This is a genomic window from Ruegeria sp. AA3 (assembly GCF_056542905.1).
In genome coordinates this window covers 111,488-135,272 of the sequence record NZ_JBQGAQ010000012.1, presented here as the reverse complement: position 1 = coordinate 135,272, position 23,785 = coordinate 111,488, and the positions used below count along the sequence as shown (strand labels likewise).

30 protein-coding genes are annotated in these 23,785 nt (G+C 57.3%); 9 read left to right on the top strand and 21 right to left on the bottom strand.

All coding sequences use genetic code 11. The annotated features are described in order from the left end of the window. The first annotated feature begins 106 nt into the window (after nucleotides 1-106). Nucleotides 107-982 (top strand): 3-hydroxybutyryl-CoA dehydrogenase, encoded by an 876-nt coding sequence (locus tag ACR0JR_RS18540; RefSeq protein WP_480457350.1) that lies wholly within the window; start codon nucleotides 107-109, stop codon nucleotides 980-982. Between the two features lie 79 nt (nucleotides 983-1,061). On the opposite strand, the gene ACR0JR_RS18535 is transcribed toward ACR0JR_RS18540, so the two are convergent. From ACR0JR_RS18535 to ACR0JR_RS18505, 7 genes are read right to left on the bottom strand one after another with little or no spacing between them, the layout of a single operon-like run. Then, nucleotides 1,062-1,952 (bottom strand): lysophospholipid acyltransferase family protein, encoded by an 891-nt coding sequence (locus ACR0JR_RS18535; RefSeq protein ID WP_480457349.1) that lies wholly within the window; start codon nucleotides 1,950-1,952, stop codon nucleotides 1,062-1,064. Nucleotides 1,953-1,994: 42 nt separating this feature from the next. Beyond that, a complete protein-coding gene (locus ACR0JR_RS18530; RefSeq protein WP_010437721.1) occupies nucleotides 1,995-2,264 on the bottom strand; it encodes an HPr family phosphocarrier protein in 270 nt (89 codons plus the stop codon). 16 nt (nucleotides 2,265-2,280) lie between these two features. After that, entirely contained in the window at nucleotides 2,281-2,673 is a 393-nt protein-coding gene (locus tag ACR0JR_RS18525) for a PTS sugar transporter subunit IIA (protein WP_010437720.1), read from the bottom strand. Further along, nucleotides 2,670-3,551, bottom strand: coding sequence for an RNase adapter RapZ (gene rapZ / locus ACR0JR_RS18520; RefSeq protein WP_480457347.1), 882 nt, complete (start codon nucleotides 3,549-3,551; stop codon nucleotides 2,670-2,672). The genes ACR0JR_RS18525 and rapZ overlap by 4 nt, the downstream gene beginning before the upstream one ends. Continuing rightward, complete coding sequence (locus ACR0JR_RS18515) at nucleotides 3,548-4,018, bottom strand: HPr kinase/phosphorylase (RefSeq protein ID WP_480457345.1); 471 nt, start codon at nucleotides 4,016-4,018, stop codon at nucleotides 3,548-3,550. Before ACR0JR_RS18515 ends, rapZ begins: the two co-directional genes overlap by 4 nt. Before the next feature lie 3 nt (nucleotides 4,019-4,021). Beyond that, entirely contained in the window at nucleotides 4,022-5,731 is a 1,710-nt protein-coding gene (locus tag ACR0JR_RS18510; RefSeq protein ID WP_480457344.1) for an ATP-binding protein, read from the bottom strand. A gap of 34 nt (nucleotides 5,732-5,765) precedes the next feature. Next, a complete protein-coding gene (locus tag ACR0JR_RS18505; RefSeq protein WP_170475869.1) occupies nucleotides 5,766-6,470 on the bottom strand; it encodes a response regulator in 705 nt (234 codons plus the stop codon). A gap of 344 nt (nucleotides 6,471-6,814) precedes the next feature. On the opposite strand from ACR0JR_RS18505, the gene ACR0JR_RS18500 reads away from it, so the two are divergent. The 3 genes from ACR0JR_RS18500 to ACR0JR_RS18490 all read left to right on the top strand — a co-directional run bounded on the left by ACR0JR_RS18500 (nucleotide 6,815) and on the right by ACR0JR_RS18490 (nucleotide 9,603). Then, on the top strand, nucleotides 6,815-8,413 hold the full coding sequence (locus tag ACR0JR_RS18500) for a phosphoenolpyruvate carboxykinase (RefSeq protein ID WP_480457342.1): 1,599 nt from the start codon (nucleotides 6,815-6,817) through the stop codon (nucleotides 8,411-8,413). A gap of 324 nt (nucleotides 8,414-8,737) precedes the next feature. After that, a complete protein-coding gene (locus ACR0JR_RS18495) occupies nucleotides 8,738-9,028 on the top strand; it encodes a hypothetical protein (RefSeq protein ID WP_010437712.1) in 291 nt (96 codons plus the stop codon). 32 nt (nucleotides 9,029-9,060) lie between these two features. After that, complete coding sequence (locus ACR0JR_RS18490) at nucleotides 9,061-9,603, top strand: hypothetical protein (RefSeq protein WP_480457340.1); 543 nt, start codon at nucleotides 9,061-9,063, stop codon at nucleotides 9,601-9,603. Here ACR0JR_RS18490 and ACR0JR_RS18485 read toward each other — a convergent pair. Beyond that, a complete protein-coding gene (locus ACR0JR_RS18485; RefSeq protein WP_010437709.1) occupies nucleotides 9,600-10,364 on the bottom strand; it encodes a sulfite exporter TauE/SafE family protein in 765 nt (254 codons plus the stop codon). The two genes, ACR0JR_RS18490 and ACR0JR_RS18485, sit on opposite strands and share 4 nt — an antisense overlap. Nucleotides 10,365-10,508: 144 nt before the next feature. Between ACR0JR_RS18485 and ACR0JR_RS18480 the strand changes: the two genes are divergently transcribed. The 3 genes from ACR0JR_RS18480 to ACR0JR_RS18470 all read left to right on the top strand — a co-directional run bounded on the left by ACR0JR_RS18480 (nucleotide 10,509) and on the right by ACR0JR_RS18470 (nucleotide 13,364). Continuing rightward, nucleotides 10,509-12,200 (top strand): acyl-CoA dehydrogenase family protein, encoded by a 1,692-nt coding sequence (locus ACR0JR_RS18480; protein WP_480457338.1) that lies wholly within the window; start codon nucleotides 10,509-10,511, stop codon nucleotides 12,198-12,200. A gap of 216 nt (nucleotides 12,201-12,416) precedes the next feature. Then, entirely contained in the window at nucleotides 12,417-12,962 is a 546-nt protein-coding gene (locus ACR0JR_RS18475) for a hypothetical protein (RefSeq protein ID WP_480457336.1), read from the top strand. 12 nt (nucleotides 12,963-12,974) lie between these two features. After that, the gene (locus tag ACR0JR_RS18470) at nucleotides 12,975-13,364 is read left to right on the top strand and encodes an META domain-containing protein (RefSeq protein WP_170475859.1); all 390 of its coding nucleotides are present in this window, start codon (nucleotides 12,975-12,977) and stop codon (nucleotides 13,362-13,364) included. Here ACR0JR_RS18470 and recO read toward each other — a convergent pair. Further along, nucleotides 13,348-14,073, bottom strand: a complete 726-nt coding sequence (gene recO / locus ACR0JR_RS18465) for a DNA repair protein RecO (protein ID WP_480457334.1) — start codon at nucleotides 14,071-14,073, stop codon at nucleotides 13,348-13,350. The genes ACR0JR_RS18470 and recO overlap by 17 nt on opposite strands. Nucleotides 14,074-14,236: 163 nt before the next feature. Between recO and ACR0JR_RS18460 the strand changes: the two genes are divergently transcribed. Further along, complete coding sequence (locus ACR0JR_RS18460; RefSeq protein WP_480457333.1) at nucleotides 14,237-14,626, top strand: VOC family protein; 390 nt, start codon at nucleotides 14,237-14,239, stop codon at nucleotides 14,624-14,626. 31 nt (nucleotides 14,627-14,657) lie between these two features. On the opposite strand, the gene ACR0JR_RS18455 is transcribed toward ACR0JR_RS18460, so the two are convergent. The 3 genes from ACR0JR_RS18455 to era all read right to left on the bottom strand — a co-directional run bounded on the left by ACR0JR_RS18455 (nucleotide 14,658) and on the right by era (nucleotide 16,327). Next, nucleotides 14,658-14,981, bottom strand: coding sequence for a SemiSWEET transporter (locus ACR0JR_RS18455; RefSeq protein ID WP_170475855.1), 324 nt, complete (start codon nucleotides 14,979-14,981; stop codon nucleotides 14,658-14,660). Nucleotides 14,982-15,092: 111 nt separating this feature from the next. After that, nucleotides 15,093-15,422 (bottom strand): DUF1491 family protein, encoded by a 330-nt coding sequence (locus tag ACR0JR_RS18450; RefSeq protein ID WP_010437702.1) that lies wholly within the window; start codon nucleotides 15,420-15,422, stop codon nucleotides 15,093-15,095. Beyond that, complete coding sequence (gene era / locus ACR0JR_RS18445; RefSeq protein ID WP_480457332.1) at nucleotides 15,419-16,327, bottom strand: GTPase Era; 909 nt, start codon at nucleotides 16,325-16,327, stop codon at nucleotides 15,419-15,421. Before era ends, ACR0JR_RS18450 begins: the two co-directional genes overlap by 4 nt. Nucleotides 16,328-16,485: 158 nt before the next feature. On the opposite strand from era, the gene ACR0JR_RS18440 reads away from it, so the two are divergent. Beyond that, nucleotides 16,486-17,862 carry a multicopper oxidase family protein gene (locus ACR0JR_RS18440; protein WP_480457364.1) on the top strand — a complete coding sequence of 459 codons (1,377 nt, stop codon included), beginning with the start codon at nucleotides 16,486-16,488 and terminating at the stop codon, nucleotides 17,860-17,862. 2 nt (nucleotides 17,863-17,864) lie between these two features. Here the strand turns inward: ACR0JR_RS18440 and ACR0JR_RS18435 are convergent, their stop codons facing one another. From ACR0JR_RS18435 to ACR0JR_RS18395, 9 genes are read right to left on the bottom strand one after another with little or no spacing between them, the layout of a single operon-like run. Continuing rightward, nucleotides 17,865-18,377 (bottom strand): GNAT family N-acetyltransferase, encoded by a 513-nt coding sequence (locus ACR0JR_RS18435; protein ID WP_480457331.1) that lies wholly within the window; start codon nucleotides 18,375-18,377, stop codon nucleotides 17,865-17,867. A 19-nt stretch (nucleotides 18,378-18,396) separates the two neighbouring features. Further along, nucleotides 18,397-19,074, bottom strand: coding sequence for a ribonuclease III (gene rnc / locus ACR0JR_RS18430; protein ID WP_480457330.1), 678 nt, complete (start codon nucleotides 19,072-19,074; stop codon nucleotides 18,397-18,399). Continuing rightward, on the bottom strand, nucleotides 19,071-19,910 hold the full coding sequence (gene lepB, locus ACR0JR_RS18425) for a signal peptidase I (RefSeq protein ID WP_170543061.1): 840 nt from the start codon (nucleotides 19,908-19,910) through the stop codon (nucleotides 19,071-19,073). The genes rnc and lepB overlap by 4 nt, the downstream gene beginning before the upstream one ends. Nucleotides 19,911-19,969: 59 nt before the next feature. Then, entirely contained in the window at nucleotides 19,970-20,389 is a 420-nt protein-coding gene (gene acpS / locus ACR0JR_RS18420; protein WP_480457329.1) for a holo-ACP synthase, read from the bottom strand. Between the two features lies 1 nt (nucleotide 20,390). Next, entirely contained in the window at nucleotides 20,391-21,368 is a 978-nt protein-coding gene (locus ACR0JR_RS18415) for an NADPH:quinone reductase (RefSeq protein WP_480457328.1), read from the bottom strand. Nucleotides 21,369-21,384: 16 nt separating this feature from the next. Then, nucleotides 21,385-21,711 carry a Dabb family protein gene (locus ACR0JR_RS18410; RefSeq protein WP_480457327.1) on the bottom strand — a complete coding sequence of 109 codons (327 nt, stop codon included), beginning with the start codon at nucleotides 21,709-21,711 and terminating at the stop codon, nucleotides 21,385-21,387. A 16-nt stretch (nucleotides 21,712-21,727) separates the two neighbouring features. Further along, nucleotides 21,728-22,351 (bottom strand): LysE family translocator, encoded by a 624-nt coding sequence (locus tag ACR0JR_RS18405; RefSeq protein WP_480457326.1) that lies wholly within the window; start codon nucleotides 22,349-22,351, stop codon nucleotides 21,728-21,730. Further along, complete coding sequence (locus tag ACR0JR_RS18400; protein ID WP_170543051.1) at nucleotides 22,348-23,094, bottom strand: pyridoxine 5'-phosphate synthase; 747 nt, start codon at nucleotides 23,092-23,094, stop codon at nucleotides 22,348-22,350. The genes ACR0JR_RS18405 and ACR0JR_RS18400 overlap by 4 nt, the downstream gene beginning before the upstream one ends. Next, nucleotides 23,087-23,785, bottom strand: coding sequence for a DUF2062 domain-containing protein (locus tag ACR0JR_RS18395; RefSeq protein ID WP_480457325.1), 699 nt, complete (start codon nucleotides 23,783-23,785; stop codon nucleotides 23,087-23,089). The genes ACR0JR_RS18400 and ACR0JR_RS18395 overlap by 8 nt, the downstream gene beginning before the upstream one ends.

The window sequence follows — 23,785 nt, the reverse complement described above, 5'->3', positions numbered from 1 at the left end:
TCCTAATGCGCGCATTTGAAGCGAATTTGATCGGGCCGATCCCCTTGCCGCCCCCGCCGAAGTGCCGATAATGTCGCCCGTATCCTGCGAACAAGGACATCAGAATATGGACGTAAAATCAGTCGGAGTGATCGGCGCTGGACAAATGGGCAACGGGATCGCTCATGTGATGGCGCTGGCAGAGTATGATGTTCTTTTGAACGATATCAGCCAGGATGCCCTAGATGGTGCAATCTCGACAATCGAAACTAATCTGGTGCGGCAAGCGTCGCGCGGCAAGATATCAGACGAGGCAGCAAAAGCCGCCTTGGGGCGGATCACCACGACCCTAAACCTACCGGATCTGGGGCAGACCGACCTTGTGATCGAAGCTGCAACCGAGCGGGAAACGGTGAAGCAGGCGATCTTTGAGGATCTGCTGCCTCATTTGCAGCCTCACACAATACTGACCTCGAATACATCGTCGATTTCCATCACCCGGTTGGCCAGCCGTACGGATCGGCCTGAACGCTTCATGGGGTTTCATTTCATGAACCCGGTGCCAGTGATGCAATTGGTCGAATTGATCCGAGGTATTGCCACGAATGAGGCAACGTTCAACGCCTGCAAGGCTGTTGTGGACCGATTGGGAAAGACCTCAGCCAGCGCCGAAGATTTTCCGGCCTTTATCGTCAATCGGATCCTGATGCCGATGATCAATGAGGCGGTCTACACGCTTTATGAAGGCGTCGGCAGCGTTCAGTCCATCGACCAATCCATGAAGCTGGGCGCCAATCACCCTATGGGGCCGTTGGAGCTGGCGGATTTCATTGGCCTAGATACCTGTCTGGCGATCATGAATGTGCTGCACGATGGTCTGGCTGATACCAAGTATCGCCCATGCCCGCTGCTGACGAAATATGTCGAGGCTGGTTGGCTGGGGCGCAAGACCGAACGAGGGTTCTACGATTACCGCGGTGAAGTTCCGGTTCCGACGCGATAGTGCATAAGAGGGCCAGCCCTCTCTTGAGCCTGCGGCTCAATTCACTCCCGAGATATTTATGGCCAGATGAAGAGACGGATCAGTGTTTGCCCAGGGCAAGCGTGTGATCGCGGAGCCAAGCCATGAAACCACGTGGGTCGCGTTCCAAAAGCGCCATATCTTCATCTGAAACCGGGTCGCCTATTACCGGAGACTGCGGTTTGTTGCAGGAGCGGACAATTTCGTGCAGCAAAAGACCTTGGCGAAGTATAGGCGAAAGCCGATTAGCGATCTGGTACCAACGCGAGTTGCTGCCGGGGAAGAAGATCGGCACCACTTTAGCGCCCGAGCGGCGGATCATCTTGGCAGTAAAGACGTTCCACTCCCGCTCGATCGCAGGGCCAAACCAATCATCCGATGACATCACAACGCCTGAAGGGAACAGGGCGACTACGCCGCCATCGGCCAGGTGCTTCATCGTCTTGCTGCGCATTTCAAGCATCTTCGCCTGCGCTTCGGGGTCGTGCGGAAACGGCACCGGGATCATGAACGAGGTTGCTGCCTCATCCAAACCGGTCAGAACCGAACGGGTCAGAATACGATAATCACTACGAACCTGACCTATGAGTTCGGCAAGGATCATACCATCAACCATGCCGTGCGGGTGGTTGGCGACAACCACAACCGGACCCTCTTTGGGGATACGGGCGATCTGTTTGGCGGGGGTGGTGAGGTTGATGCCCATAATCTTGAGCGCACCGCCCCAGAATTTCTGGCCGCGGTAATGTTCGTTCTGCTTTTCGAACTTGTTGACCATGCGCAGAATGGTCAGCTTGCCGGTACACCATTCGATCGCGCGAATGGCGGTGGACGTCCAGGCATCGTCAAACGAGTTGGCGTAGGTCAGCGTTCTGCGGTCGTAGATTTCACCCTGGTCGGTGTCTTGGTCTGCGACTGGGCCGGTCTTTGTTTCGTGCGTGGTTTCCGCCAATTGCCTGGTCTTTCCGTCCTTGATATCGTCGCAGTTACGCTATCAGAACCCTTCGCCGAACTTGTCGTTCACCAGGGTTTCCAACGCTTCTGCCAACGCCTCAGCATCCGGGCCGGACGTCTCGACGTCAATAGTAGTTCCGCGCGACGCTGCCAACATCAAAAGGCCCATGATACTGTCACCCGAGGCAGAAAGCCCGTCGCGCGACACCTCGGCACGCGCGTCGAAGCCTTCTACCACCTCAACCAGCTTGGCTGAAGCGCGGGCATGTAGGCCTTTTTCATTTATTATTTTCAAACTCTTGGTCGTCATATGATTGTATCCGGTATCAATCCAGCGTCACATTTTGCGCATTGATGTATTTTCGACCAGCTTCCAGTGCTAAACGCACGGCTTCGGCCAGCGGCAGATGGCGACTTTTGGCCAATTTAATGAGCATCGGCAGGTTAGCTCCGTAAAGGATTCGCCGATCCTGCGGTGCACACGCACGCAAGCTGAGATTCGAGGGGCTGCCGCCATACAGGTCGGTCACAACGACAACGCCATCGCCCATATCGACCTTGTCAGCAGCACGACATATCTCAGCTTGTTTTGCCTCGCGATCATGATCAGCTTCGATCGGGATAGCCACCAACCCGGGCTGTTTTCCAACTACATGTTGTGTGGCCGCAAGATATTCGCGCGCCAAACCGCCATGTGCAACAATTACGATCCCGATCACTTCGGCCTCACATTCAATGCGCGTCGTTCCATTTCGCGGTGCCTAATTGCCACCTGCTGGCCCCCTTCCGCAAGGGCCTTTGCAATCGCTTCGGCCACAGCGACTGAGCGATGTTGCCCTCCGGTGCACCCGAAGGCGATTGAGAGGTGTGCCTTACCTTCTTCACGGAAGGCTGGAAGCAATTCGATCAACAGATCGACAACCCGATCAAAGAATGCCTCAAAGTTCGGATCTGACCGAACATAGGCTGCCACATCCGAATTTCGCCCATCGGCATCACGCAGTTCAGGCCGCCAATAGGGATTGGCCAAAAACCTGCAATCAAACACCATATCCAAACCACGCGGCAAACCCCGTTTGTACGAGAAGGATTCGATCGAAACCGCCAGATGACGCCCCCCCTTAGGGGCGAACCAGCGCTCGACTTCCTCGCGCAACTGGTGAACATTCAGCGTTCGGGTATCGATCAGCGTATCGGCAACCTCGCGAATGGGGGCCAGCAGTTCTTTTTCCTGCCGGATGCCCGTTTCCGGACTGGCATCCGCAGCGACCGGGTGGCGGCGGCGTGTTTCCGAGAACCGGCGCAGCAGCACTTCGTCGCTGCAATCCAGATAGAGAATCGTGAGGTCGACATCTTCCATCCTGCCCAGTTTGGCGGCAAGTTCGATGAACCCGATGGTCGAAAAATCACGATTGCGCGTATCGATACCCAAGGCCATTGGGCGCGTCGGCTCTGAGCTGTCCACCAGACGAACCAGCAAACCCATTGGTAGATTATCAATCGCCTCAAATCCAAGATCTTCTAGTACGTGAATCGCGGTCGAACGCCCAGCCCCAGAGGGGCCCGTAACCAATACGACGCGCGTTTGTGCTGTCATGAATTCGGCCATTCCGGGGCCACGCGCCCCATTCTCACAAGTTGCATTAGTCCTGCGGCCAAATTGGGCACCCCAGCGCCCCGAAGCAAGGGAACAGTTCGCTTCAGCACGCAAACGTCAAAAGGCTCGGGCAAACGCGCCGAAACTGTTTGATCCAGATCCACGATATACGCCAACGGGACGGGGCCCACGCTAGCGGCCCGTAACAACCCAATACCACGCGCCTCGATCAAACCTTTGATTGGCACGACTGCATTTGCCATAACCTGATCGTTCTGCACAAACATATCGACCTGGTCATCTCCAACCAGCTGAGCACCCAGCGCCATCATCTGCAATGCCAACCCAGATTTTCCTGCACCCGAAGCACCAACGATCAACACCCCAGCACCTTGCACCGCCACGCAAGTGGCGTGAATGCAAGCCGTCCTTTGATCTGCGATATCCTGGAGCGGGATCGCGTTCATGGTCTAGACAGGAAGCCCGACCACAAACCGTGCGCCCAGCGGGTCCGAAGTGATATCGGCTTCGGTCGGGCGAATGTTTTCGGCCCAGATTACTCCACCATGCGCCTCGACGATCTGCTTCGAAATTGCCAAGCCGAGGCCCGAGTTGTTGCCGAAATGCTCTTCGGGGCGTTGTGAATAAAAACGTTTGAATATCTTGGTCAGAGCCTGATCTGGGATGCCCGGGCCGGTATCTTCAACGACAACCAGCACACGATTGTCGCGACGGCGGACCCAGACGCGAATGGCGTCATTGTCTTCGCAGAAGGAAATCGCGTTGGTGATCAGATTGACAAAAACCTGTGCCAATCGCGCCTCGAGCCCGTTGACCACGATAGGCCCTGCCGGAAAATCAGTGATGTAGTCGATCCCCTTCGAACGGGCGTCTTCACCCAGAAATTGGCTGATATTACCAAGTAGATTGAGCAGATCAAAGGGCTGCTCTTCTTCTTTTACTAGCTCCGCATCCAGCCGGGACGCGTTCGAGATGTCACTGACAAGACGGTCCAGTCGCCGCACGTCATGTTCGATAACACCTAGCAATTTTTCGCGCTGGTCATCACGTTTTACCATGCGCATGGTTCCGACGGCAGATTGCAAACTGGCGAGAGGGTTTTTGATTTCATGAGCAACATCCGCCGCAAACTGTTCATTTGCGTCGATGCGGTTGTAAAGCGCGGTGACCATCCCGCGCAAAGCTTTGCTTAGGCGACCAATCTCATCCGGTCGGGCGCTAAGATCGGGGATACGGATACGGCCCGGATTTACCCCCGCACCCCGATCCTTGCCCATCTCAGCAGCGGCGGCCAGATCTGCCAGCGGGTTCGCAATGGTTGAGGCCAGAACAAGGCTCAGACCGATTGAGACCAGCAATGCAACGACAAACATCTGAAGGATGCGCTCTTGCTCTTTTCGGGCCAGCGCATCGATCTCACCTGCAGGGCCTGCCATGGCGACAGCACCAACCGGTACGTCTTCGACAAGAATTGGCGCCACGGCCACAATAACCGTCTTGCCCATGTCGTCCTGAACGGCCTGTACTTGCAGGCGACCATCCAACGCCTGCGGGATCAATTGTTGCACACGTTGCGCCAGTGTCGGCGCTTCAACATCTGTTCTGCTGCTAAAAATGGCGGACAAACCATTCCAAACCACATTAAGCGCATCGCTGATCAAAGTGTTGCCCGAGACTGTGTCAGCTTCCTGTTGCAGCAAGCTTGGCAGTTCTGAAACTGGCGACACCCCGCGTGTCCAACCAATCAGAGTTCCTGTATTATCATATACAAAAACTTCACCACCCTCGGGAAGGCTAAGCCCGGACAGGGTATCTCGCACGTCCAGCGTTGCGGCACCATTTCCCGAAGGTTGTCGCAGTTGGGTTTCAAATACGTTGCTGACGAGCTGTGCATCCCCAACCAAATCGACCGCCGTCTGCTGAACACGCTCTTTGCGTGTGTCGTCCAGATACAGCAAACCCGCCACCAGAATGACCAGGGCGATCAGGTTGAACGTAATGATCCTGCGTGCCAGAGGCGAATAGCGCAACGTAAGCAGGTTTCGCCGCGATCGCTTGGCTTGCAGTTCCGCAGACTCGGAATCTTGGGGAATGACCCAGTCATCCCCCAATACGACATCCGCGTCGCGTTCTTGGTTGGCTTGTTCAGTATCGCGCACGAGACCCCTTCGCCTTCTTCACAAACGGCCGCGCCTATTCTTCGTTGTAACGATATCCGATACCATACAGCGTTTCGATCGCCGAAAAATCCGGATCAGCGGCCCGCATCTTCTTGCGCAGGCGTTTGATATGGCTGTCGATGGTCCTGTCATCCACATAGACCTGATCATCATAAGCGACATCCATCAACTGATCACGGCTTTTTACAAATCCCGGACGCTGTGCCAGTGCCTGCAGCAACAGGAATTCGGTTACAGTCAGAGAGACATCATTGCCTTTCCAGCTTACCGCATGACGCAGCGGGTCCATCCGCAGCTCACCGCGTTCCATTACCTTGGTGTCCCCGGTCGCAGCGCTGGTTGCATCCCCTTCTACGGCTTCCTGACGACGCAGCAGTGCTCGGATGCGCTCGACCAGAAGGCGTTGCGAGAACGGTTTCTTGACATAGTCATCTGCGCCCATCCGAAGGCCCAGAACCTCGTCGATTTCATCATCTTTTGAGGTCAGGAAGATAACCGGCATCTGCGTTTTCTGCCTGAGCCTCTGCAGCAGATCCATGCCGTCCATCCGCGGCATCTTGATATCCAGAACGGCCATATCCGGAAGTTTCTTATTGAACGCATCCAGCGCGGCCTGCCCATCATTATATGTTTCGACCTCAAAACCTTCGGCTTCGAGGGTCATGGATACTGACGTCAGGATATTTCTGTCGTCATCCACAAGTGCAATCTTTGACATCGGGTTCACCCCTATTCCTGCTCACTCGCGCAATAATACGCTTTTTTGTAAGACATTGTTGGCGGTTTTGAGCAACCGAATCAACTCGTAACCTCGAATCATGCCATTCTTGCGGCAGGTATGCGGCAAATTTGCCTTGCTACGCCCAAATAGCTGCCTTGATTTACAGCAGACAAATCGTGATGGCGCTAAACCTCAACTTGGTTGCGCTAACTCCTCCCAACCCTTCTGTTCATGTCCTAAAATACCGTGATAAGAGGCGCTTGACCGCCGGCTTTTTCCGGTTTCCGCCCCAATGGCGCCCCCGGCCCCAGGCCCTCGCGCCGCCACAGGAGAAGACACACATGACATCTGGACGGGTTAACCCGCAATTCCGCCTCGAAGATCAGGGCATCGAGGGTCTGGGCAATGTCTATTACAACTTCATGGAACCGGCGCTGATCGAAGAAGCGCTCAAGCGCGGCGAAGGCACCCTTGGCAATGGCGGCGCATTTCTGGTCACCACCGGCAAGTTCACTGGCCGCTCGCCAAAGGACAAGCATGTCGTCAAGACCGACAGCGTCGCCGACAGCATCTGGTGGGAAAACAATGCCGCGATGAGCCCCGAAGGCTTTGATGCGCTGTACGATGATATGCTGGCCCATATGAAAGGCCGTGATTACTTTGTGCAGGACCTCGTGGGCGGAGCTGATCCCAGCTATTCAATCAATGTGCGTATGGTCACTGAGCTGGCTTGGCACAATCTGTTCATCCGCCACCTGCTGCGCCGCCCGGATCGTGAGGATCTGGATGAGTTCACTGCGGATTTCACCGTCATCAACTGCCCCAGCTTTCAGGCCGACCCGGCCAAGCACAACTGCCGCAGCGAGACGGTGATTGCGATGAACTTCGATCGCAAGCTGATCCTGATCGGCGGCACCGAATATGCTGGCGAGAACAAGAAGTCGGTCTTCACCTTATTGAACTACATGCTGCCCGAAAAAGGCGTGATGCCGATGCACTGCTCGGCCAACCATGCCGTCGGCAACCCGGTCGACACCGCCGTGTTCTTCGGCCTGTCCGGCACCGGCAAGACCACCCTCTCCGCCGACCCGTCGCGCACATTGATCGGCGATGACGAACACGGCTGGTCGGATCGAGGCACCTTCAACTTCGAAGGCGGTTGCTATGCCAAGACGATCAACCTGAACGCCGAGGCCGAGCCGGAAATCTACGCGACCACCTCAAAATTCGGCACCGTGATCGAGAATATGGTCTTCGATGCTGAGACCAAAGAGCTCGATTTCAACGACGATTCTTTGACCGCAAACATGCGTTGCGCTTATCCGTTGGAGTACATTTCAAACGCCTCCAGCAACGCCCTAGGTGGACATCCCAAAAACATCATCATGCTGACCTGCGATGCGTTTGGTGTTCTGCCGCCGATCGCTCGGCTGACCCCTGCACAGGCAATGTACCACTTCCTTTCTGGCTTTACCTCCAAGGTGGCCGGGACAGAGCGTGGCGTCACCGAGCCTCAGCCGACCTTCTCTACCTGCTTTGGTGCGCCCTTCATGCCGCGCCGCCCCGAAGCCTATGGCAACCTGCTGCGCGACAAGATTGCCCAGCACGGTGCAACCTGCTGGTTGGTCAACACCGGCTGGACCGGCGGCGCCTATGGCGTTGGCAGTCGGATGCCGATCAAGGCCACCCGCGCCCTGCTGACGGCAGCACTTGAAGGATCACTGACTGACGCCGAGTTCCGCAAAGACGCCAATTTCGGATTTGACGTGCCTGTCTCGGTACCGGGAGTGCCCGAAGTGCTACTAGACCCGCGTCGCACCTGGGACGATCAGAAAGCGTTCGACAAGCAAGCGGAAAAGCTGGTGCAGATGTTTGCGGAAAATTTCGAACAATATCTGCCCTACATTGATGAAGATATCAAAGCCGTTGCAATCGGCTGATTAGAAATGGGGGCTCTAGCCGCCCCCATTTCATTTTGGATTACGCAGCGGCAGCCCAATCTAACAAACAAGTTCATTGCGAGAACGCGTCATTTGCGCTATCGCAAAATACCGATGAAGAGATGGTACCGATGTTTTCTGCAGCGGCGACCATTGAAATTGGACAGTTGGGCGACCCGGGCGATTCCACTCTCAACACGCTTCGGGCCGCACTTGAAAGTGGCGATTACTTCCACATGGGGATGGTGTTGGATAGATGTGTTTCAAAGGTCCTAGCCTTTCGACGTGCCTCGGTCTGACACGGTAGTAGATAATAGGCAAGTTATGACTGAAATTTCAAAACTCACCGAACTGCGCAAACTGATGCAAAGCATGGAACGCACCTTGGGGCTAGAAGAATTGTCCCCGGTCGAGCGGGACATCTATTACGCCGCGGAAGAGTTGTCGAAAAGCAATACCGAAGTGCGCACCTTCGGCCTGATCGAGCATACGCTGGTCAAAAGCGTTTCTCGTCCGACCTTTTTCCGCGCCCTCAAGTCTTTGGTTCAAAAGGGCTATCTTTCGCAAAGCGGAAGCGCCAATCGTGGACGGTATTTGGTTCATGCACCCAGGTGATTGCTGCCTGAAATCTGAAAACGGCTAATCCCGTGAACAGATGGGCCTCTGACACCTTCTTTGCCTCTTTGGCCTATGTTGCCGCATCACTCGTTACATTCGAGATTCTGATGCCGCTTCAGAACGAATTTTTTCCCGCATACCCCAGCCACGCCAGCCTGTTGTTCCTGCCGCATGGCGTGCGGGTTCTGGCCGCATGGTTACTGGGGTGGCGGGCAATTTTTGCACTTTTGCCCGGCGTCTTTGTTGTCTTTGCAATGGTGGGCGGGTGGGACGTTTTCCTGCCCAGCAGAATGCTGGCAATTGCCATAGCTGTAACAATCGTGCCCGCCGTATTTTACGCATGCAAAGCGGCAGGATGGGATCTTTTTCCACGCGCTGATCGCAATCCCTGCTGGCCCTGCGTGATGGGAGTTGGGATTGTCACTTCGGTTTTGGTTTCAATCCTGACCAACACGGCCTTTGGCAGTACAACTGCCGAATACGTCGCGTTTCTGATTGGCGACATCTCAGGCCTGTTCTTTTTGATGTTGGGTCTCTATTTCGCGTTCCGTTTTGCTGAAAGGCGTGGTTAACCCAACAGTCCGCGCCTGAGCAAATTCAATCCGGCGATCAACAGAACCAACAGTGTAAGTTTGCGAAACTGGGTCTGATCAATCCGGTCCTGAAGGAACAGACCTCCTCGCATGCCTACAAGGGCCGGAAGAACCAGCATTGCAGAGAACAATGCCGTTTCACCCCTCAGAACACCTGAGCCCAAGTGCGCGACCACCAGGGCCACTGCCCCTAGGCCATAAATTACACCCTGAACACGCATCTGATCTTTCTTTGGTGTATTCAACGCCGTCAGATAGGCCACAGTTGGTGGCCCCCATACGCCAGAGATGCCTCCGACCGCCCCTGCTACTGCGCCGACCACCGCCTCGACCCCGACGGAGGGTGCCTTCAATGTAAGTCTGAGCCCAAGTATCTGAATCAGCGCAAAGAAGGTTATCGGCACGCCGAGCACCAGTAGGTAATCCTGAGGTGTCAAAATATTAATCAATTGAGCACTCGCCAGCAGGCAGATTAACCCAACTGCCAGAAATACACGGAATTTACGAACCGATACCGCTGCGGCGACCACGCCATCCCGCAAGGCCTGTACACCATTAGTAACAAGGGTCGGCAGGATCAGGCCTGCCAACGCAAATTCGGGGGGCAGCATCATACTCAGCCCGGATATCAGCACCATTGGCATAGCAAATCCCACCATGCCTTTGACCCACCCCGCCACAAAAGCGACGATCAACGCCAGGTACATTTCCTGCGGTGAAATGAGCGAAAACAGATCCATCTGCCCTTCATATCAGGCCGAGATTTTTCTGCATTGCAAAAGTGATATGGTAATAATTGAACTTTTTATGTGCTATTTGTGTATTTTTGTTGCGCTGCACGTGCAGCATGATATGACCAGACGACCCAGTAAAGGACGTGATTCATGGCCCATGATGGACAGGACTTGACGAACATGATGCAGCAAGCGGTATTACCTGATCTTCTGACATTGACTGCAGCGGCCTTACCGGCGGTTGAAACTGTGTTCGACAAGGCCCGTGCATCGGTGCGTGCCATGGTCATTAGCGATGACCGCATCTCGGGCGCGTTGATCGAAGCAAACCAGACAGCCGCTCATGGTTTGGCATGGCTGGCAACTTACCGGCAATCTTTGCAGCAGATGCAACGCTGGGCCGAGGCACTTCAAGCTGAAGGTAAGTTCAGTGAGATGGAGCAGTTGCTGCACCAGATCGCCTTTGGCGAATACCTGCATCAGATCGCGGGTGGCATTCCGATGAATCAGGGTGAGGTAGTGCGTTTGCAGGACCTTGGTCTTGGCTGGGACGCCTTGTCCGGGTTCCAGTGCCGTGAAGTGCAAACCCTGATGGCGCAGGCCAATTCTCAGGCCGCGCGCACCCGTCTGGTTGAGCTTATGCAGGATCAATCCGGTGCGACCATGTTCGGCGCGTCGGGTCTGGATGATGAGCTGGAGATGATCCGTGATCAGTTCCGCCGTTATGCGCAGGAAAAGGTCGAGCCCAACGCCCATGAATGGCACCTGAAAGACGAATTGATCCCAATTGAGATCATCGAAGAACTGGCCGAAATGGGCGTGTTCGGCCTGACCATCCCCGAGGAATACGGCGGCTTCGGTCTGTCCAAAGCGTCGATGTGCGTGGTCTCGGAAGAGCTTTCGCGCGGTTATATCGGCGTGGGCTCATTGGGCACGCGGTCCGAGATAGCGGCTGAACTGATCATCGCGGGCGGCACAGATGAGCAAAAAGCTAACTGGCTGCCGAAACTTGCCAGTGCTGAGATCCTGCCAACCGCCGTTTTCACTGAGCCTAACACAGGATCGGATCTGGGCAGCCTGCGCACGCGTGCCGTTAAGGGTGAAGATGGCAACTATAAGATAACAGGCAATAAAACATGGATCACCCACGCCGCCCGCACGCATGTGATGACTCTACTGGCGCGTACCAACCCTGATAGCTCCGATCACCGTGGTCTGTCCATGTTTCTGGCTGAAAAGACCCCTGGAACCGATGAGAACCCCTTCCCCACACCCGGCATGACAGGCGGCGAGATCGAAGTGCTGGGCTATCGTGGCATGAAAGAATACGAGCTGGGCTTTGACGGCTTTGAAGTGAAGGGGGAAAACCTGTTAGGTGGCGAAGAAGGCAAAGGTTTCAAACAGTTGATGGAGACCTTCGAGAGCGCCCGCATCCAGACCGCCGCCCGCGCCATCGGCGTCGCGCAGAGCGCTTTGGACATCGCCATGCAATACGCACAAGATAGAAAGCAGTTCGGCAAGGCGCTGATCAACTTCCCCCGGGTCTCGGGCAAGCTGGCGATGATGGCGGTTGAGATCATGATCGCACGGCAGCTCACCTATTTCTCTGCATGGGAAAAAGACCACGGCCAGCGCTGTGACCTTGAGGCGGGGATGGCCAAACTGCTGGGGGCCCGGGTTGCCTGGGCTGCGGCGGATAACGGGTTGCAGATTCACGGCGGTAACGGCTTCGCGCTGGAATATAAAATTAGCCGCGTGCTTTGTGACGCACGCATCCTAAATATCTTTGAAGGCGCCGCAGAAATACAGGCGCAAGTCATCGCGCGTCGATTGTTGGGCTGACGCCCGGTTCGATGCGGTTTCCCCAACTTAACCCGGCCTTGTGCCGGGTTTTCTTTATCTTCCGTGTTGTACAGGCGCCAAGGCGCAAATGTTCCGAGTTGTACTACCTGGCTTTGTGATCGTCTGGGCAAAACTTCCCCCTCGGATCGGGGGCCGGAATCAGTTAAAGGGCGGTGAACGGAACCGGCACCTATGTCGGCCAGAGGAGACTCAAGCGTGAAGATCATCATTTCAATTTTGGCCACCTGCCTGACCCTTGCCGGGTGCGCCTCGGCCCCGACGACGACGGGCTCGAATGACGCCGACAAACTGGCGCAGGCCATTCAGCAGCTTGGTCCCGAGGTTGATCCACGCGAAGCCCGCCGCGCCGCCGAGATATCCTATGCCTATTCCAGCCAATTGAAGCAGGACTGGAACGTCACCGATCCGGCGATTATCCACAACGCAAAGGTCATAAATGGGTTTCGTGAGAAGGGCCTATGTAATGACTGGGCGCAAGCCATGACCACCCGACTGAAACAAGAAAGTTTCCGTACGCTGGATTTGCACTGGGTTACCTCCCCGCCAACGGCGTTTCGGATCATTCATCATTCGGCCCTGATCAGCGCCAAGGGTGATCCCATGGACGAGGGCATCATCCTCGACCCGTGGCGCAACAGCGGGGTGTTGTTCTGGGCACCCGTGCGCGAGGATACCAAGTACAACTGGCGGCCCCGTCTTGAAGTGCGCGAAGAATTGATCAGCGGCGTGAACCCCTACTGATAGGATATTGCGATGTTACGTCTGGCCCTGCTTCTGCCTCTGGCCTTGTTTCAATGCAACGAGGATGAAACCGTTGCCGCCTATGGCGCGGCGGATCAGACATGGGCATTGCAAGAAATTGACGGAGAGCCATTCGAAGCCAGCGCATTGCTGCGCTTTCCCGAAGAGGGGCGTATCGAAGGTAATGCCCCCTGCAACACTTATTCGGGCAAGCTGAATGCCCCCTACCCTTGGTTCGAGATCGCCGATCTGGCTGCCACCCGCGCAGCCTGTGCCGGGCTTGAGGCCGAAGGGTTTTACTTCGCTGCACTGATGGCGATGACACAATCCGAAGTATCCGGCGATGTGCTGATCCTGCGCAACGAGGACGGGCACGAGATGGTATTCAAAGCCGCCGAGTAAACTGCGCCACAAAGCGTGCACGGGCATCAGGTAGCGGCGTATGGCCCAGAGCCGGGGCCAGGTGGTTTTCCAGAAAATACCCGGTAGTGCGCAGAGCCTGCGCGATGTCGGCATCCGGCGCAGCCCCTTCGCCACGCAGACAGGGGGGCAGTGGCAACAGTTTGTCGGCCCACTCCCCTGCCCCCGCTGCACTGACCGCGCGACCGGTTTTGGGCGAGACATAAATCAGGCCCTCACTCACGCCGGTCACCGCACAGGCCGACAGATCGAGGCCAAAGCCCAGCTCTTCCAGCAGCGCCAGTTCCCAGCGCAAATAAGCAAGTGGCCAAACCTCATCCTGTCCCAACAAATCCATCAACTGTTCGGTTTGCTTATAAATCGAGGGGTGTGGCTCGCGCTCGGGAAGGCAGAAGGACAATAACGCCACCACCGCGTTCAGTCCGGCCAGTGCCAACCGACCTGAAAATGCAGCGGCGGCACGGGAACGCAGGGGTTCGACCTGAAAAGTGCCCAGATGCTCTTCAAGCCGCGCACGCCAAAGTACGTCCAACTGCGCCCCCGGTTGCAAGATCGGCGCGATCTTGCGGCTAGTGCCCCCGCGCACAATACCTGCATGGCGGCCATGAGTTTCGGTAAAAACCTCGATAATGGCCGCCGTCTCACCATGGCGGCGAGAGGTCAGAAGTATGCCGTGATCACGCCAATCCAATTTCGGCCTCGTTAGGTCACCAGATATGCCCGCAGGAAATCTTATGGCCGTTGCAGGTTCAAAGTACAAATAAGTCTGGTCGGATCAGTAGGAAAAACCGGTTGCGTGAGGTGGGTTCAGAGACTAATGTTCGCTATATGTTCTAATTACTGGGATTTAAGAAATGTCTCTGAACTATGTCATGATCGGCTCAAATGATGTTGCCAAAGCACGCAGCTACTACGACGAGGTTGTCCCTCAGTTAGGTGGGAAAGTAATCGCCGAATACATGCCACATGCAGTTTGCTATGAGCTGCGCGGCGGCGGCAGCATGTGGGTCGCAACGCCCTTCGACAAAGAGGTTGCAACTGTCGGAAACGGCAACATGGTTGGCCTGCTATGTCAAAGCGAAGCGGAAGTACGTGAGGTGCACGCCGCCGCTATTGCCAATGGCGGTACTAACGAGGGCGATCCGGGTGAACGCCCGCAATATGGACCGAACTTCTACGGCGCCTATGCCCGGGACCCGGATGGAAACAAAATGAGCTTCGTCTATTTTAGTGAAGCAGACTGATCGCATTGTCGCCCACTGCGTAGCGGGGTTGCTAGAATGTGACCCCAGCATGGATTAAGATGCCGATGACCATCATCAGGTTCAAGATCATGGAAAGGCCGTTGCCCACATAGATGGGCAGCTTGCCGACCACCAGCCCGTAAGCGAACCACAAAAACGACAGCCCCGCATAAAGCGACCACGAGAGCAGCGACTGGCCGGTGGCGTGTTCGGAATGGGTAAAATAAAGCTTGATCAGTTGCGGCAACGTGGCGAAGGGGCCGACCACTCCGATGAAGACCATAAAGCCCTCGAACCGCTGCATCCAATGGCCGAGATTTGACTTTTCCAGTTTCTGGGCAAGTGTTTCAGCCACTCAATTCCCCTCCTGTTCCTGCGGCACCCGATAGGCGGGTCGTTCGTCCAGCCTGTTTCAGAGCAAAATAGTCGCTTTGAGCCGGGCATCCAAGATCAATTGCTGGGCGCGCTAGTCCAAACCTTCTTCACCCAGTAAGTGCCTGCCTTGCCGGTCTTCAACCTCGATTACCCAGAGATCAGGGTCAAAACTGCGTTGGCGAGTGATGGCGTTGTCCACCTCGCCCTCGGGGCCGGAAGAGAGTTCCACCCATTTACGCTCACCGCTCATCAGATCAAAACTTCGCTGAAATGCGGTGGCCTGCCCGTCAAGCGTATTCAGCTTGATCAGCACCGCGCCGGCGGTGTCGTCACCATGGGCCACGACAAAGGCTGGTATTTCCTGAAACCGCAGCCGCGCCAGATAGGCATGCACCCAGAATTCCGCCGTAAGTCGGGTCATCCGTTACCGTCTTTGAAATCCAGACCCATTTCCGAATAACGCTCGGATTCTTCCAGCCAGTTGGGCCGGACCTTCACCTGTAGGAACAGGTGGATCTTTCGGTCGAGGAATTCTTCCAGTTCCGCCCGTGCGGCCTGACTGACAGCCTTGATCGTCTCACCGCGTTTGCCCAGCACAATGCCTTTGTGACCGTCGCGCATAACATAGATGACCTGATCAATCTTGGCCGAGCCGTCCTTACGCTCTTCCCAGTTCTCGGTCTCGACGGTCAGCTGATAGGGAAGTTCCTGATGCAGGCGCAGGGTCAGCTTCTCGCGCGTCATCTCAGCGGCGATCATGCGCAGGGGCAAATCAGCGATCTGGTCTTCGGGGTAGAGCCACGGGCCTTCGGGCAGTTTCGAGGCCAGCCACTTGCGCAAATCGTCAACACCGTGGCCTTTCTCAGCCGAGATCATGAAAGTCTCGGCAAAGGGATAGCGGGCGTTCAAATCACTGGTGAGCGCCAGCAATTTCTCGGAGGGTACTTTGTCGATCTTGTTGATCGCGAGAGCGATGGTGCGGCCCTTCCCGATCTCTTCCAGACCTTCGAGGATGCGTTCGACCCCTTCGGTGATGCCGCGATGCGCCTCAACCATCAGGACGACCACGTCGGCATCTGCCGCCCCGCCCCAGGCTGCGGCGACCATGGCGCGGTCGAGCCGGCGGCGGGGTTTGAAAAGGCCCGGTGTGTCCACAAAGACCAGTTGCGCATCACCCTCCATCGCCACGCCGCGAATGCGTGCGCGGGTGGTCTGCACCTTATGCGTCACTATCGAGACCTTGGCCCCGACCATGCGGTTCAGAAGGGTGGATTTGCCTGCGTTGGGCTCTCCGATCAGGGCGATAAATCCGGCGCGTGTGCTCATGTGTCCTGCGATCCTGTTTGCAAGTGCGCACCCCTATAGCAGAACGCATCTCTGGGCCAGAGGGATTTGTCGCATTGCGGTCATGCGTCAGGGGTGGCACCAAAGCAATGCGCCACGCCAATCCCAGCCAGGCGATCATCCTTTCAGAGAGGCGAGATGTGAAACGTCGGGAGTTTCTATTGGGCAGCGGGGCTGCCGCAGGTGCATTGGGACTGGGTGGGTTCGCGTTGGCGTCAAACCCGCAAGAGTTGGTGATCCAACCCGCAAGTTTTGCGCTACGCGATCAGGTGACGGACGGGATGGTCAGCCTGTCGCCGGACGCGCCTCCCCCCGTTCTGTATGGAAATCAGGGTGAGGTGATGCGGCTGCCGGTGCGCAACACGCTGCCCGACTATACGGCGATGCATTGGCATGGCTTGCGTATTCCCAACGGGATGGACGGGGTGCCTTATCTGACGCAGATGCCAATGGGCGAAGGTGATCATTTCGACTATAAATTCATACCCCCGGACGCGGGCACCTATTGGTACCACCCTCATTGTATGACGATGGAGCAAATGGCGCACGGGTTGACTGGGGTCATGGTGATTGCCGAGACCGAGGACCCGGGGTTTGACAGCGAGCAGGTGATCAACCTGCGCGATTTCCGGCTGGATGAGGCGGGCGCGTTTCTGCCCGCTTATACGCCGCGCGGAGCGGCTCGGACGGGGACATTTGGCAATGTGCAAACTGCAAATTGGTTGCAAGCGCCGGTTTATGATCACCCCGTCGGAGGTCTGGTTCGGTTGCGCGTGGTCAACACCGATACGACCCGGATTTACAAACTGAACCTCGACCATGCCGAGGCCCGGATTATCGCATGGGACGGGCATCCGGTGGACATTGACGTGCCTCTGCCCAGCGTTGCGGAGCCGTTACTGCTTGGCCCAGGCCAGCGTGTCGATTTCGCGGTGAAGATGCCCGAAAATGAAGGGCAGACCGTGAACCTGATGGCGAAGCTGCCCGGTCAGCCGCTGCGGTCCTTGGTCGGGTTGCAGGCAGTTGGCGCGTCTGTGGCACGAGATATGCGTGAGCTGAAACCGCTGGCCAAGAACCCCGTTGCACGGCCCGATCTGAAAAAGGCCGAGCTGCACGAGTTTGTTTTCGGATGGACGCCGGAAGGCGGAGAGCCCAATAATGGCTTTTGTGGCTCGCTGGGCTATAATTTCTGGTCAATCAACCGCAAGCCATGGCCGGGAGATGCCGCGCAGGATGTGGGGCCTCTGGCCACTTTGCAGATGGGCAAAAGCTATGTTCTGCGGCTGCGCAATGAATCCCCCAACCTGCATCCGATCCATCTGCACGGATTGGTCTTTATGCCGCTTAAGTCAAACCTTCGCAAACTGCCACCGCTGATGACCGACACGATGCTATTGCTGAAAGATGAGGCGGTCGAGATCGCGCTGGTTGCGGATAATCCCGGCGATTGGGCGTTTCATTGCCATGTGATCGAACATCAGAAAACCGGATTGACCGGGTTCATTCGCGTGGTTTGATCTTACGGCGAAGTGTTCAATACCAGTACATGGTTCGGGTAAGCTTGGCCCCCGATCCGGAAATCTGTGACACCGACTTGCACAAACCCTTTGGCTAGATAGAAATCGATTGCGGTCGTGTTCTCAGAATTGGTCGTCAGCCAAATTGACTGGCGCCCTTTTTCACGGGAGTAGTCGATCGCGATGTCCAGCAGCGATGAGCCGATGCCCTTACCATGATGGCGGGGCTGCACATAAAACGTCACGATCTCAAAATCGGAAAGCCCGTCCACAGGTGCAATGCGATTTTCCGCCAACCGAATATATCCGTCGATCCCCTCTTCGTTTTCAGAGACCATCAAAAGGTCTTGGCCGTCCTGCAACAAGGCTTCGAACCGGGCGGTCGTGAACTCGGACAGTGCGAATTCGGCAAAGAAGGAATTCACGCCGCGCTTTAGGTAGGTTCCGACCCAGACCTCAATCGACAGGGCCGCGAGGCTGGCGGCATCGGCTTTCTGGGCGGGTCGGATCTTCATGATCTGGCCGCGCAGAGGATCAAGACAATTGTTCCAACAGAGCCTTTGCCGCTGCCTGTTCTGCCTGACGTTTGGAGCCAGCGGTAGCTTGTGCCTCGGTCCCGTCCTGCAGCCGCGCGGCGATGGTGAAGATCGGGGCGTGATCGGGGCCAGTGCGTTTGACTTCGACGTAAGCTGGCGGCTTCTGACCGCGGGCCTGCGCCCATTCCTGCAACGAGGTTTTGGCGTCACGCGCGTCAGCCTCGACCTTGTGGATGCGGTCGCCCCAGAGGGCGAGGATCACGTTTCGGGCGGCCTCGAACCCTGCGTCGCGATAGATGGCAGCGATGACCGCCTCCATCGCGTCGCCCAGAAGGGCCTGTTTCCGACGGCCCCCGGAGAGCATCTCTGACCGGCCCAATTTCAGGACTGCCCCCAGATCGATCTGGCGGGCCACATCAGCACAGGCCTCTTTGCGCACGAGCGCATTGAACCGGGGGGCCAGCTGGCCTTCGGAGGCTTTTCTGTCCGCCTCAAGCAGTGCTGTGGCCATGACGAGACCCAGCACCCGGTCGCCCAGAAATTCCAGCCTTTGGTTGTCGGGGCGCGTGGCAGAAGACACTGAGCCGTGGGTCAACGCGCGCACCAACAGTTCGGGGTCGGAAAACTCATACCCCAAGCGTTTCTGGAACGCCTTTATCTCGGCCGATAGCTTCAATTGACCGCCTTGAAGAAGCGATCACCGCGCCATGTCCAGAAGAACAGCATCGAGCGACCTGCGGACGAGAACATGATCCGGTCGGCGCGTCCGATCAGGTTTTCGAAAGGTACAAAACCCACGCCGCCTGCGGATTGTGGCAGGCGGCTGTCAGCCGAGTTGTCGCGGTTGTCGCCCATGAAGAAATAGTGGCCTTCAGGCACAATGTAGATGCCAGTGTTGTCCGAACCCTGACTACCGATATTCAGCACATCATAGGAGACGCCGTTCGGCAGGGTTTCGATCAGGCGAGACTTTTCGCACAAACCACCGATACCCACGGGGCCGTTTTCACAGCGCGGGCGCAGACCTTGCGGGCCCTGCGGTTCGGCGATCTCGGTGAACACGCCGTCAGGCTGCTGAGGCACCGGCGTGTCATTCAGAATGATCTGGCCCTGACGAATTTGGATGCGGTCGCCCGGCAAGCCGATCAGGCGTTTGATATAGTCACGGCCAGTGATGGGATGGCGGAAGACGATGACATCACCCCGCTCAGGTTCACCGCCCAGAATGCGAGTGTTTTCATCGCCCTGCATCCAGCCACAGATATCTTCGGCATCGATGTTTAGACCGACGCTGGGGATGATCAGGCTGGGGCAGGAAGCGTAGGAGTATCCGTAAGCCATCTTGTTGACGAAGAGGAAGTCTCCGATCAACAACGTCTGCTTCATCGAACCGGAGGGAATCCAGAACGGCTGAAAGAAAAGCGTGCGGAAAACGCCCGCGATCAGCAGGGCGTAGACGATGGTTTTGATCGTCTCCCAAACGGCGTTTCCGGATTTGGCTTCCTCGGCCATACTGCTCTCTCCAGTCTATGCGTGGTTGGGGTGCTACATGCGTGTCAGGTGGGGGCAAGTCAAGGCTGCGCGGGCGCTTCTTGAAGCGGGCGAGCCTCGATCACCACAAAGGCCTGCGCCCAGGGGTGATCATCGGTCAGGGTGACGTGAATGATCGCCTCGTGCCCTTCGGGCGTTAGTTTTTTCAGGCGCTCAGCGGCCCAGCCGGTGACATGCATGACGGGTTGGCCTGTGCGCAGGTTGGTCACCGCCATGTCCTTCCACGCGATGCCCATGCGTAGACCGGTGCCCAAGGCTTTCGAGCACGCCTCTTTCGCGGCCCAGCGCTTGGCATAGGTTCCAGCGGTGTCAGCGCGGCGCTCGGCCTTGCGCTGCTCGGTCTCAGTGAAAACGCGGTTGCGGAACCGGTCGCCGAACCGGTCGAGTGTGCCTTGGATACGATCGATATTGGCGAGGTCGGTTCCGATTCCGAGGATCATGTCAAACCTCCAACACCACAGTACCCAGCTTCTGCCCGGCCTCGACCATAGCATGTGATTTTGCGGCCTCGCTGAGGCCTCCACCGCGGATTACGGCATGGGACAGTGCGCCTTGGTCCAGCCACTGGCCCAGCTGCGTCTCGCCACGACGGCGGGCGGCGGGGTCGAGTTGGTAGACGATCAGCATATGCAGGCGGATGTTCTTGAACATGAAGCCGTAGAAATCCAGTTCGGGCTTCATTTGTGAGGCCGAGGCATAGCTGGCGATGGTCCCGCCGGGGCGGATCATCGAAAGGGAAGCGGGCTGGTTGGCGGCGAAATCGACCTCGACGATGCGGTCTACGCCTGCACCGCTGGTCATGTCCATCACCGCCTCAACCACATCCTGCGTGCGGTAGTTGACCCACTCTGCCGCGCCGGAGTGGGCCGCTTTTTCATCTGAACTGACGGTGGTGATAACGCGCGCGCCGCCCAGCGCTGCCATCTGGCAGGCGTAGCGCCCGACCGTGCCAGCTCCGCCGGTGACAAGCACGGTTTTGTCGGTGATGGAGCCGTCGCAATAAAGCGCGTACCACGCAGTCATGGCAGGGATGCCAAAACACGCGCCTTCGGCAAAGCTGGTGGTGTCGGGCAGAAACACAGCCTGATCGGAAGGCAGCGCGATGTATTCGGCCCCGGTGCCAAAGGCGCGTTGCCATTGGCCGTTCCAGATCCAGACACGTTCGCCGACGCGTGCGGGGTCGACCCCTTCGCCTACGGCCTCAATCACGCCGGCCCCGTCCGAATGGGGGACAATCATTGGGTATTGCATCACCGCACCCGGACGCGCGCCGCTGCGCAGCTTGACATCTGAGGGGTTGATGCCGCTGGCGTGGACACGGACTAAAACGTCGCCTGCGCCGGGCTCAGGCGTGGGCAGCTCGACCAACTCAAGGACATCCGCCGCCGCACCAAATCCGCGATAGGTGATTGCTTTCATGACAGTCCCTCGTCTCCTATTGGTCAACCGAGTCAGGCATTTCCAGATCGAACACCAAGACGCCCTCGGCCCCGTCCTTACACAGAGCAACAAGCTGTGTGCCCAGCTGCTTATGAGTTTCGTCGCTGGCATAGCGCTGCAGGTCGGCCTCAGTCGCGAAATCCAGCGTGAAGCCGTAGGGATAGCCTGGGGATTTCGCCTCAAAGTCGCGATTTGGGCCGTGGATGAAGCCACCGCAGTTTGGCAAGCGGTCTGCGACCGCGCTCAGCCCGTCCATCACGGCGGCAAGCTCTACCGCGTCATGATCGGGCCTGAGGCGCAGCATCACGCAATGTCGGATCATCCTTGCACCCCAGAGGTCATGACAAGCGCACCGTGAGGATCTTGTAGCTGGCGACGCCAAAGAAGCCCGCGAAGGCGAAATCAAACCAACGGCGGGCGCGGCGATAGGCGTTGACCATGCGTGCAGAGGAGAACAGGAAAGCGTAGCCGATGAAGATCAGCAATGAACCCGCGTAGAGCATAGCGAAATAGCCCAGCAGCATAGCAAGGCCAGCATCATTGGGTGCAACGATGGCGTAGATCGATCCCCAGCTCAAGATCGCCTTTGGATTGGTCAGGTGGATCGCCGCCCCTTTGGCGAAGATCGTGGACAGAGTGCCGGTGACCGGGTTGCCCAGCGCCACCTCATCCGAGGACAGCGCGCGGCGCAGGGCCTTGAACGCCAGCCAGCCCAGATAAGCGACGCCGATATAGCGGATCACCTCAAACACCCAGACATTGGCCAGCATGATCGCAGACAACCCCAAAGCTGCGGCAATCCCCCACGCAGCAGAACCCGCACAGATACCCAGCGCAAAGGTCAGACCGGCGGTGCGGCCCTCATTCATCGCAGTACCCGCGATGCCCATCGTGGCAGGGCCCGGAGAGCCCCCGGCCATCAGCCAGGCAATCCAGATCGCCACAAAAGCAGGGGTGATCATGCCCGCGCCTCGTCCATCAGGCGGCGCATTTCGTGGACCGCTGGTGTAAGGCCGCGGAAGATGGACTCGCCGATCAGGAAGTGGCCAATATTCAGCTCGCGCACTTCAGGGAAGGCGGCGACGGGTTGCACGGTTTCATAGGTCAGGCCGTGACCTGCGTGGACCTCCAGGCCTAGTGAATGGGCATAGGCGGACATTTCGCGCAGGGCTTCGAGCTCGCGCGCGGATTCGTCCGGTTTGCCCTCGGCATGGAAATCGCAATAGGCGCCGGTGTGCAGCTCGATCACCTCGGCCCCGATGCGATGGGCGGCGTCGATCTGGCGCTGATCTGCGGCGATGAAAATCGACACGCGGCAACCGGCATCGCGCAGCGGCGCAATGAAATGGGCCAGCTTGTTTTCTTCGCGCGCAACTTCGAGCCCGCCTTCGGTTGTGCGTTCCTCGCGCTTTTCTGGAACGATGCAGACAGCGTGTGGCTTATGGCGCAGGGCGATTTTCTGCATCTCGTCCGTCGCGGCCATCTCGAAGTTCAGCGGTACCGACAAGATGTCCATCAACCCGTCGATATCGGCATCCGAGATGTGGCGGCGATCTTCTCGCAGATGTGCTGTGATGCCATCGGCCCCGGCCTCTTCCGCGATCCGGGCGGCGCGTAGTGGGTCGGGATAGGCCCCGCCGCGCGCATTCCGCACGGTGGCTACGTGGTCGATATTCACGCCCAGACGCAAACGGTTGTCAGACATCTTTCGAATCCTTCATTGTCCCTGAAGACGAGCCTAGTGGGTTTGTCACTGAAACGTCAGCCTCTGCCTGTGCCAAACGTTTGATTTGTTCAAACTTCGCCTTGATCCGGGCGCGGCGGCGCTGCTGGTATGTGCGGATCAGCGGCAGGCTGAGATAACCGCAGACAACACCGGCCACAACGCCCGGAATGACACCGCCAACCATGTAAGGAAAGAACACATCGTCATAGAAGCGGCTGAGCCCATGCCAGTCAGCTTCGCGACCGGTGAACATCGCAATGCAATTGTCTTTGAGATCACTCATTGCATCGGCGAACTTCCCCATCAACCCGTGCGTGTCGTGCTCACGATATCGGGTACCCAACAGGAAATGCCCGGTTTGCAAGCTCACCACCCCGATCGGCACATAGGTCAGAGGATTGCCGAAGAATGTTCCGCTGAGGGCAGCCAATATGTTGCCATTGAGCAATCGAGCCAGCACGGCGGCGACGAGAAAATGCAAGCCATAAAATGGTGTAAACGAGGCAAAAACCCCTGCCCCGATGCCACGCGCGATGCGTTCAGGGGTGTCAGGAAGGCGGCGCACCCGATGTTTGACATAGTGAAAGGCACGGGTCCATCCGCCGCGCGGATAAACAAACTCTGACGCGACTTGGACAGGCGAGCGGCGATCTCGGCGCTTGAAAACCAC

What these genes read in the sequence shown, in the direction of transcription:
- ACR0JR_RS18540 (WP_480457350.1), top strand. Translation starts at nt 107, where the DNA reads ATGGACGTAAAATCAGTCGGAGTGATCGGCGCTGGACAAATGGGCAAC.
- ACR0JR_RS18530 (WP_010437721.1), bottom strand. Translation starts at nt 2,264, where the DNA reads ATGACGACCAAGAGTTTGAAAATAATAAATGAAAAAGGCCTACATGCC.
- rapZ (WP_480457347.1), bottom strand. Translation starts at nt 3,551, where the DNA reads ATGACAGCACAAACGCGCGTCGTATTGGTTACGGGCCCCTCTGGGGCT.
- ACR0JR_RS18515 (WP_480457345.1), bottom strand. Translation starts at nt 4,018, where the DNA reads ATGAACGCGATCCCGCTCCAGGATATCGCAGATCAAAGGACGGCTTGC.
- ACR0JR_RS18505 (WP_170475869.1), bottom strand. Translation starts at nt 6,470, where the DNA reads ATGTCAAAGATTGCACTTGTGGATGACGACAGAAATATCCTGACGTCA.
- ACR0JR_RS18500 (WP_480457342.1), top strand. Translation starts at nt 6,815, where the DNA reads ATGACATCTGGACGGGTTAACCCGCAATTCCGCCTCGAAGATCAGGGC.
- ACR0JR_RS18495 (WP_010437712.1), top strand. Translation starts at nt 8,738, where the DNA reads ATGACTGAAATTTCAAAACTCACCGAACTGCGCAAACTGATGCAAAGC.
- ACR0JR_RS18485 (WP_010437709.1), bottom strand. Translation starts at nt 10,364, where the DNA reads ATGGATCTGTTTTCGCTCATTTCACCGCAGGAAATGTACCTGGCGTTG.
- ACR0JR_RS18480 (WP_480457338.1), top strand. Translation starts at nt 10,509, where the DNA reads ATGGCCCATGATGGACAGGACTTGACGAACATGATGCAGCAAGCGGTA.
- ACR0JR_RS18470 (WP_170475859.1), top strand. Translation starts at nt 12,975, where the DNA reads ATGTTACGTCTGGCCCTGCTTCTGCCTCTGGCCTTGTTTCAATGCAAC.
- ACR0JR_RS18460 (WP_480457333.1), top strand. Translation starts at nt 14,237, where the DNA reads ATGTCTCTGAACTATGTCATGATCGGCTCAAATGATGTTGCCAAAGCA.
- ACR0JR_RS18450 (WP_010437702.1), bottom strand. Translation starts at nt 15,422, where the DNA reads ATGACCCGACTTACGGCGGAATTCTGGGTGCATGCCTATCTGGCGCGG.
- era (WP_480457332.1), bottom strand. Translation starts at nt 16,327, where the DNA reads ATGAGCACACGCGCCGGATTTATCGCCCTGATCGGAGAGCCCAACGCA.
- ACR0JR_RS18435 (WP_480457331.1), bottom strand. Translation starts at nt 18,377, where the DNA reads ATGAAGATCCGACCCGCCCAGAAAGCCGATGCCGCCAGCCTCGCGGCC.
- lepB (WP_170543061.1), bottom strand. Translation starts at nt 19,910, where the DNA reads ATGGCCGAGGAAGCCAAATCCGGAAACGCCGTTTGGGAGACGATCAAA.
- acpS (WP_480457329.1), bottom strand. Translation starts at nt 20,389, where the DNA reads ATGATCCTCGGAATCGGAACCGACCTCGCCAATATCGATCGTATCCAA.
- ACR0JR_RS18415 (WP_480457328.1), bottom strand. Translation starts at nt 21,368, where the DNA reads ATGAAAGCAATCACCTATCGCGGATTTGGTGCGGCGGCGGATGTCCTT.
- ACR0JR_RS18410 (WP_480457327.1), bottom strand. Translation starts at nt 21,711, where the DNA reads ATGATCCGACATTGCGTGATGCTGCGCCTCAGGCCCGATCATGACGCG.
- ACR0JR_RS18405 (WP_480457326.1), bottom strand. Translation starts at nt 22,351, where the DNA reads ATGATCACCCCTGCTTTTGTGGCGATCTGGATTGCCTGGCTGATGGCC.
- ACR0JR_RS18400 (WP_170543051.1), bottom strand. Translation starts at nt 23,094, where the DNA reads ATGTCTGACAACCGTTTGCGTCTGGGCGTGAATATCGACCACGTAGCC.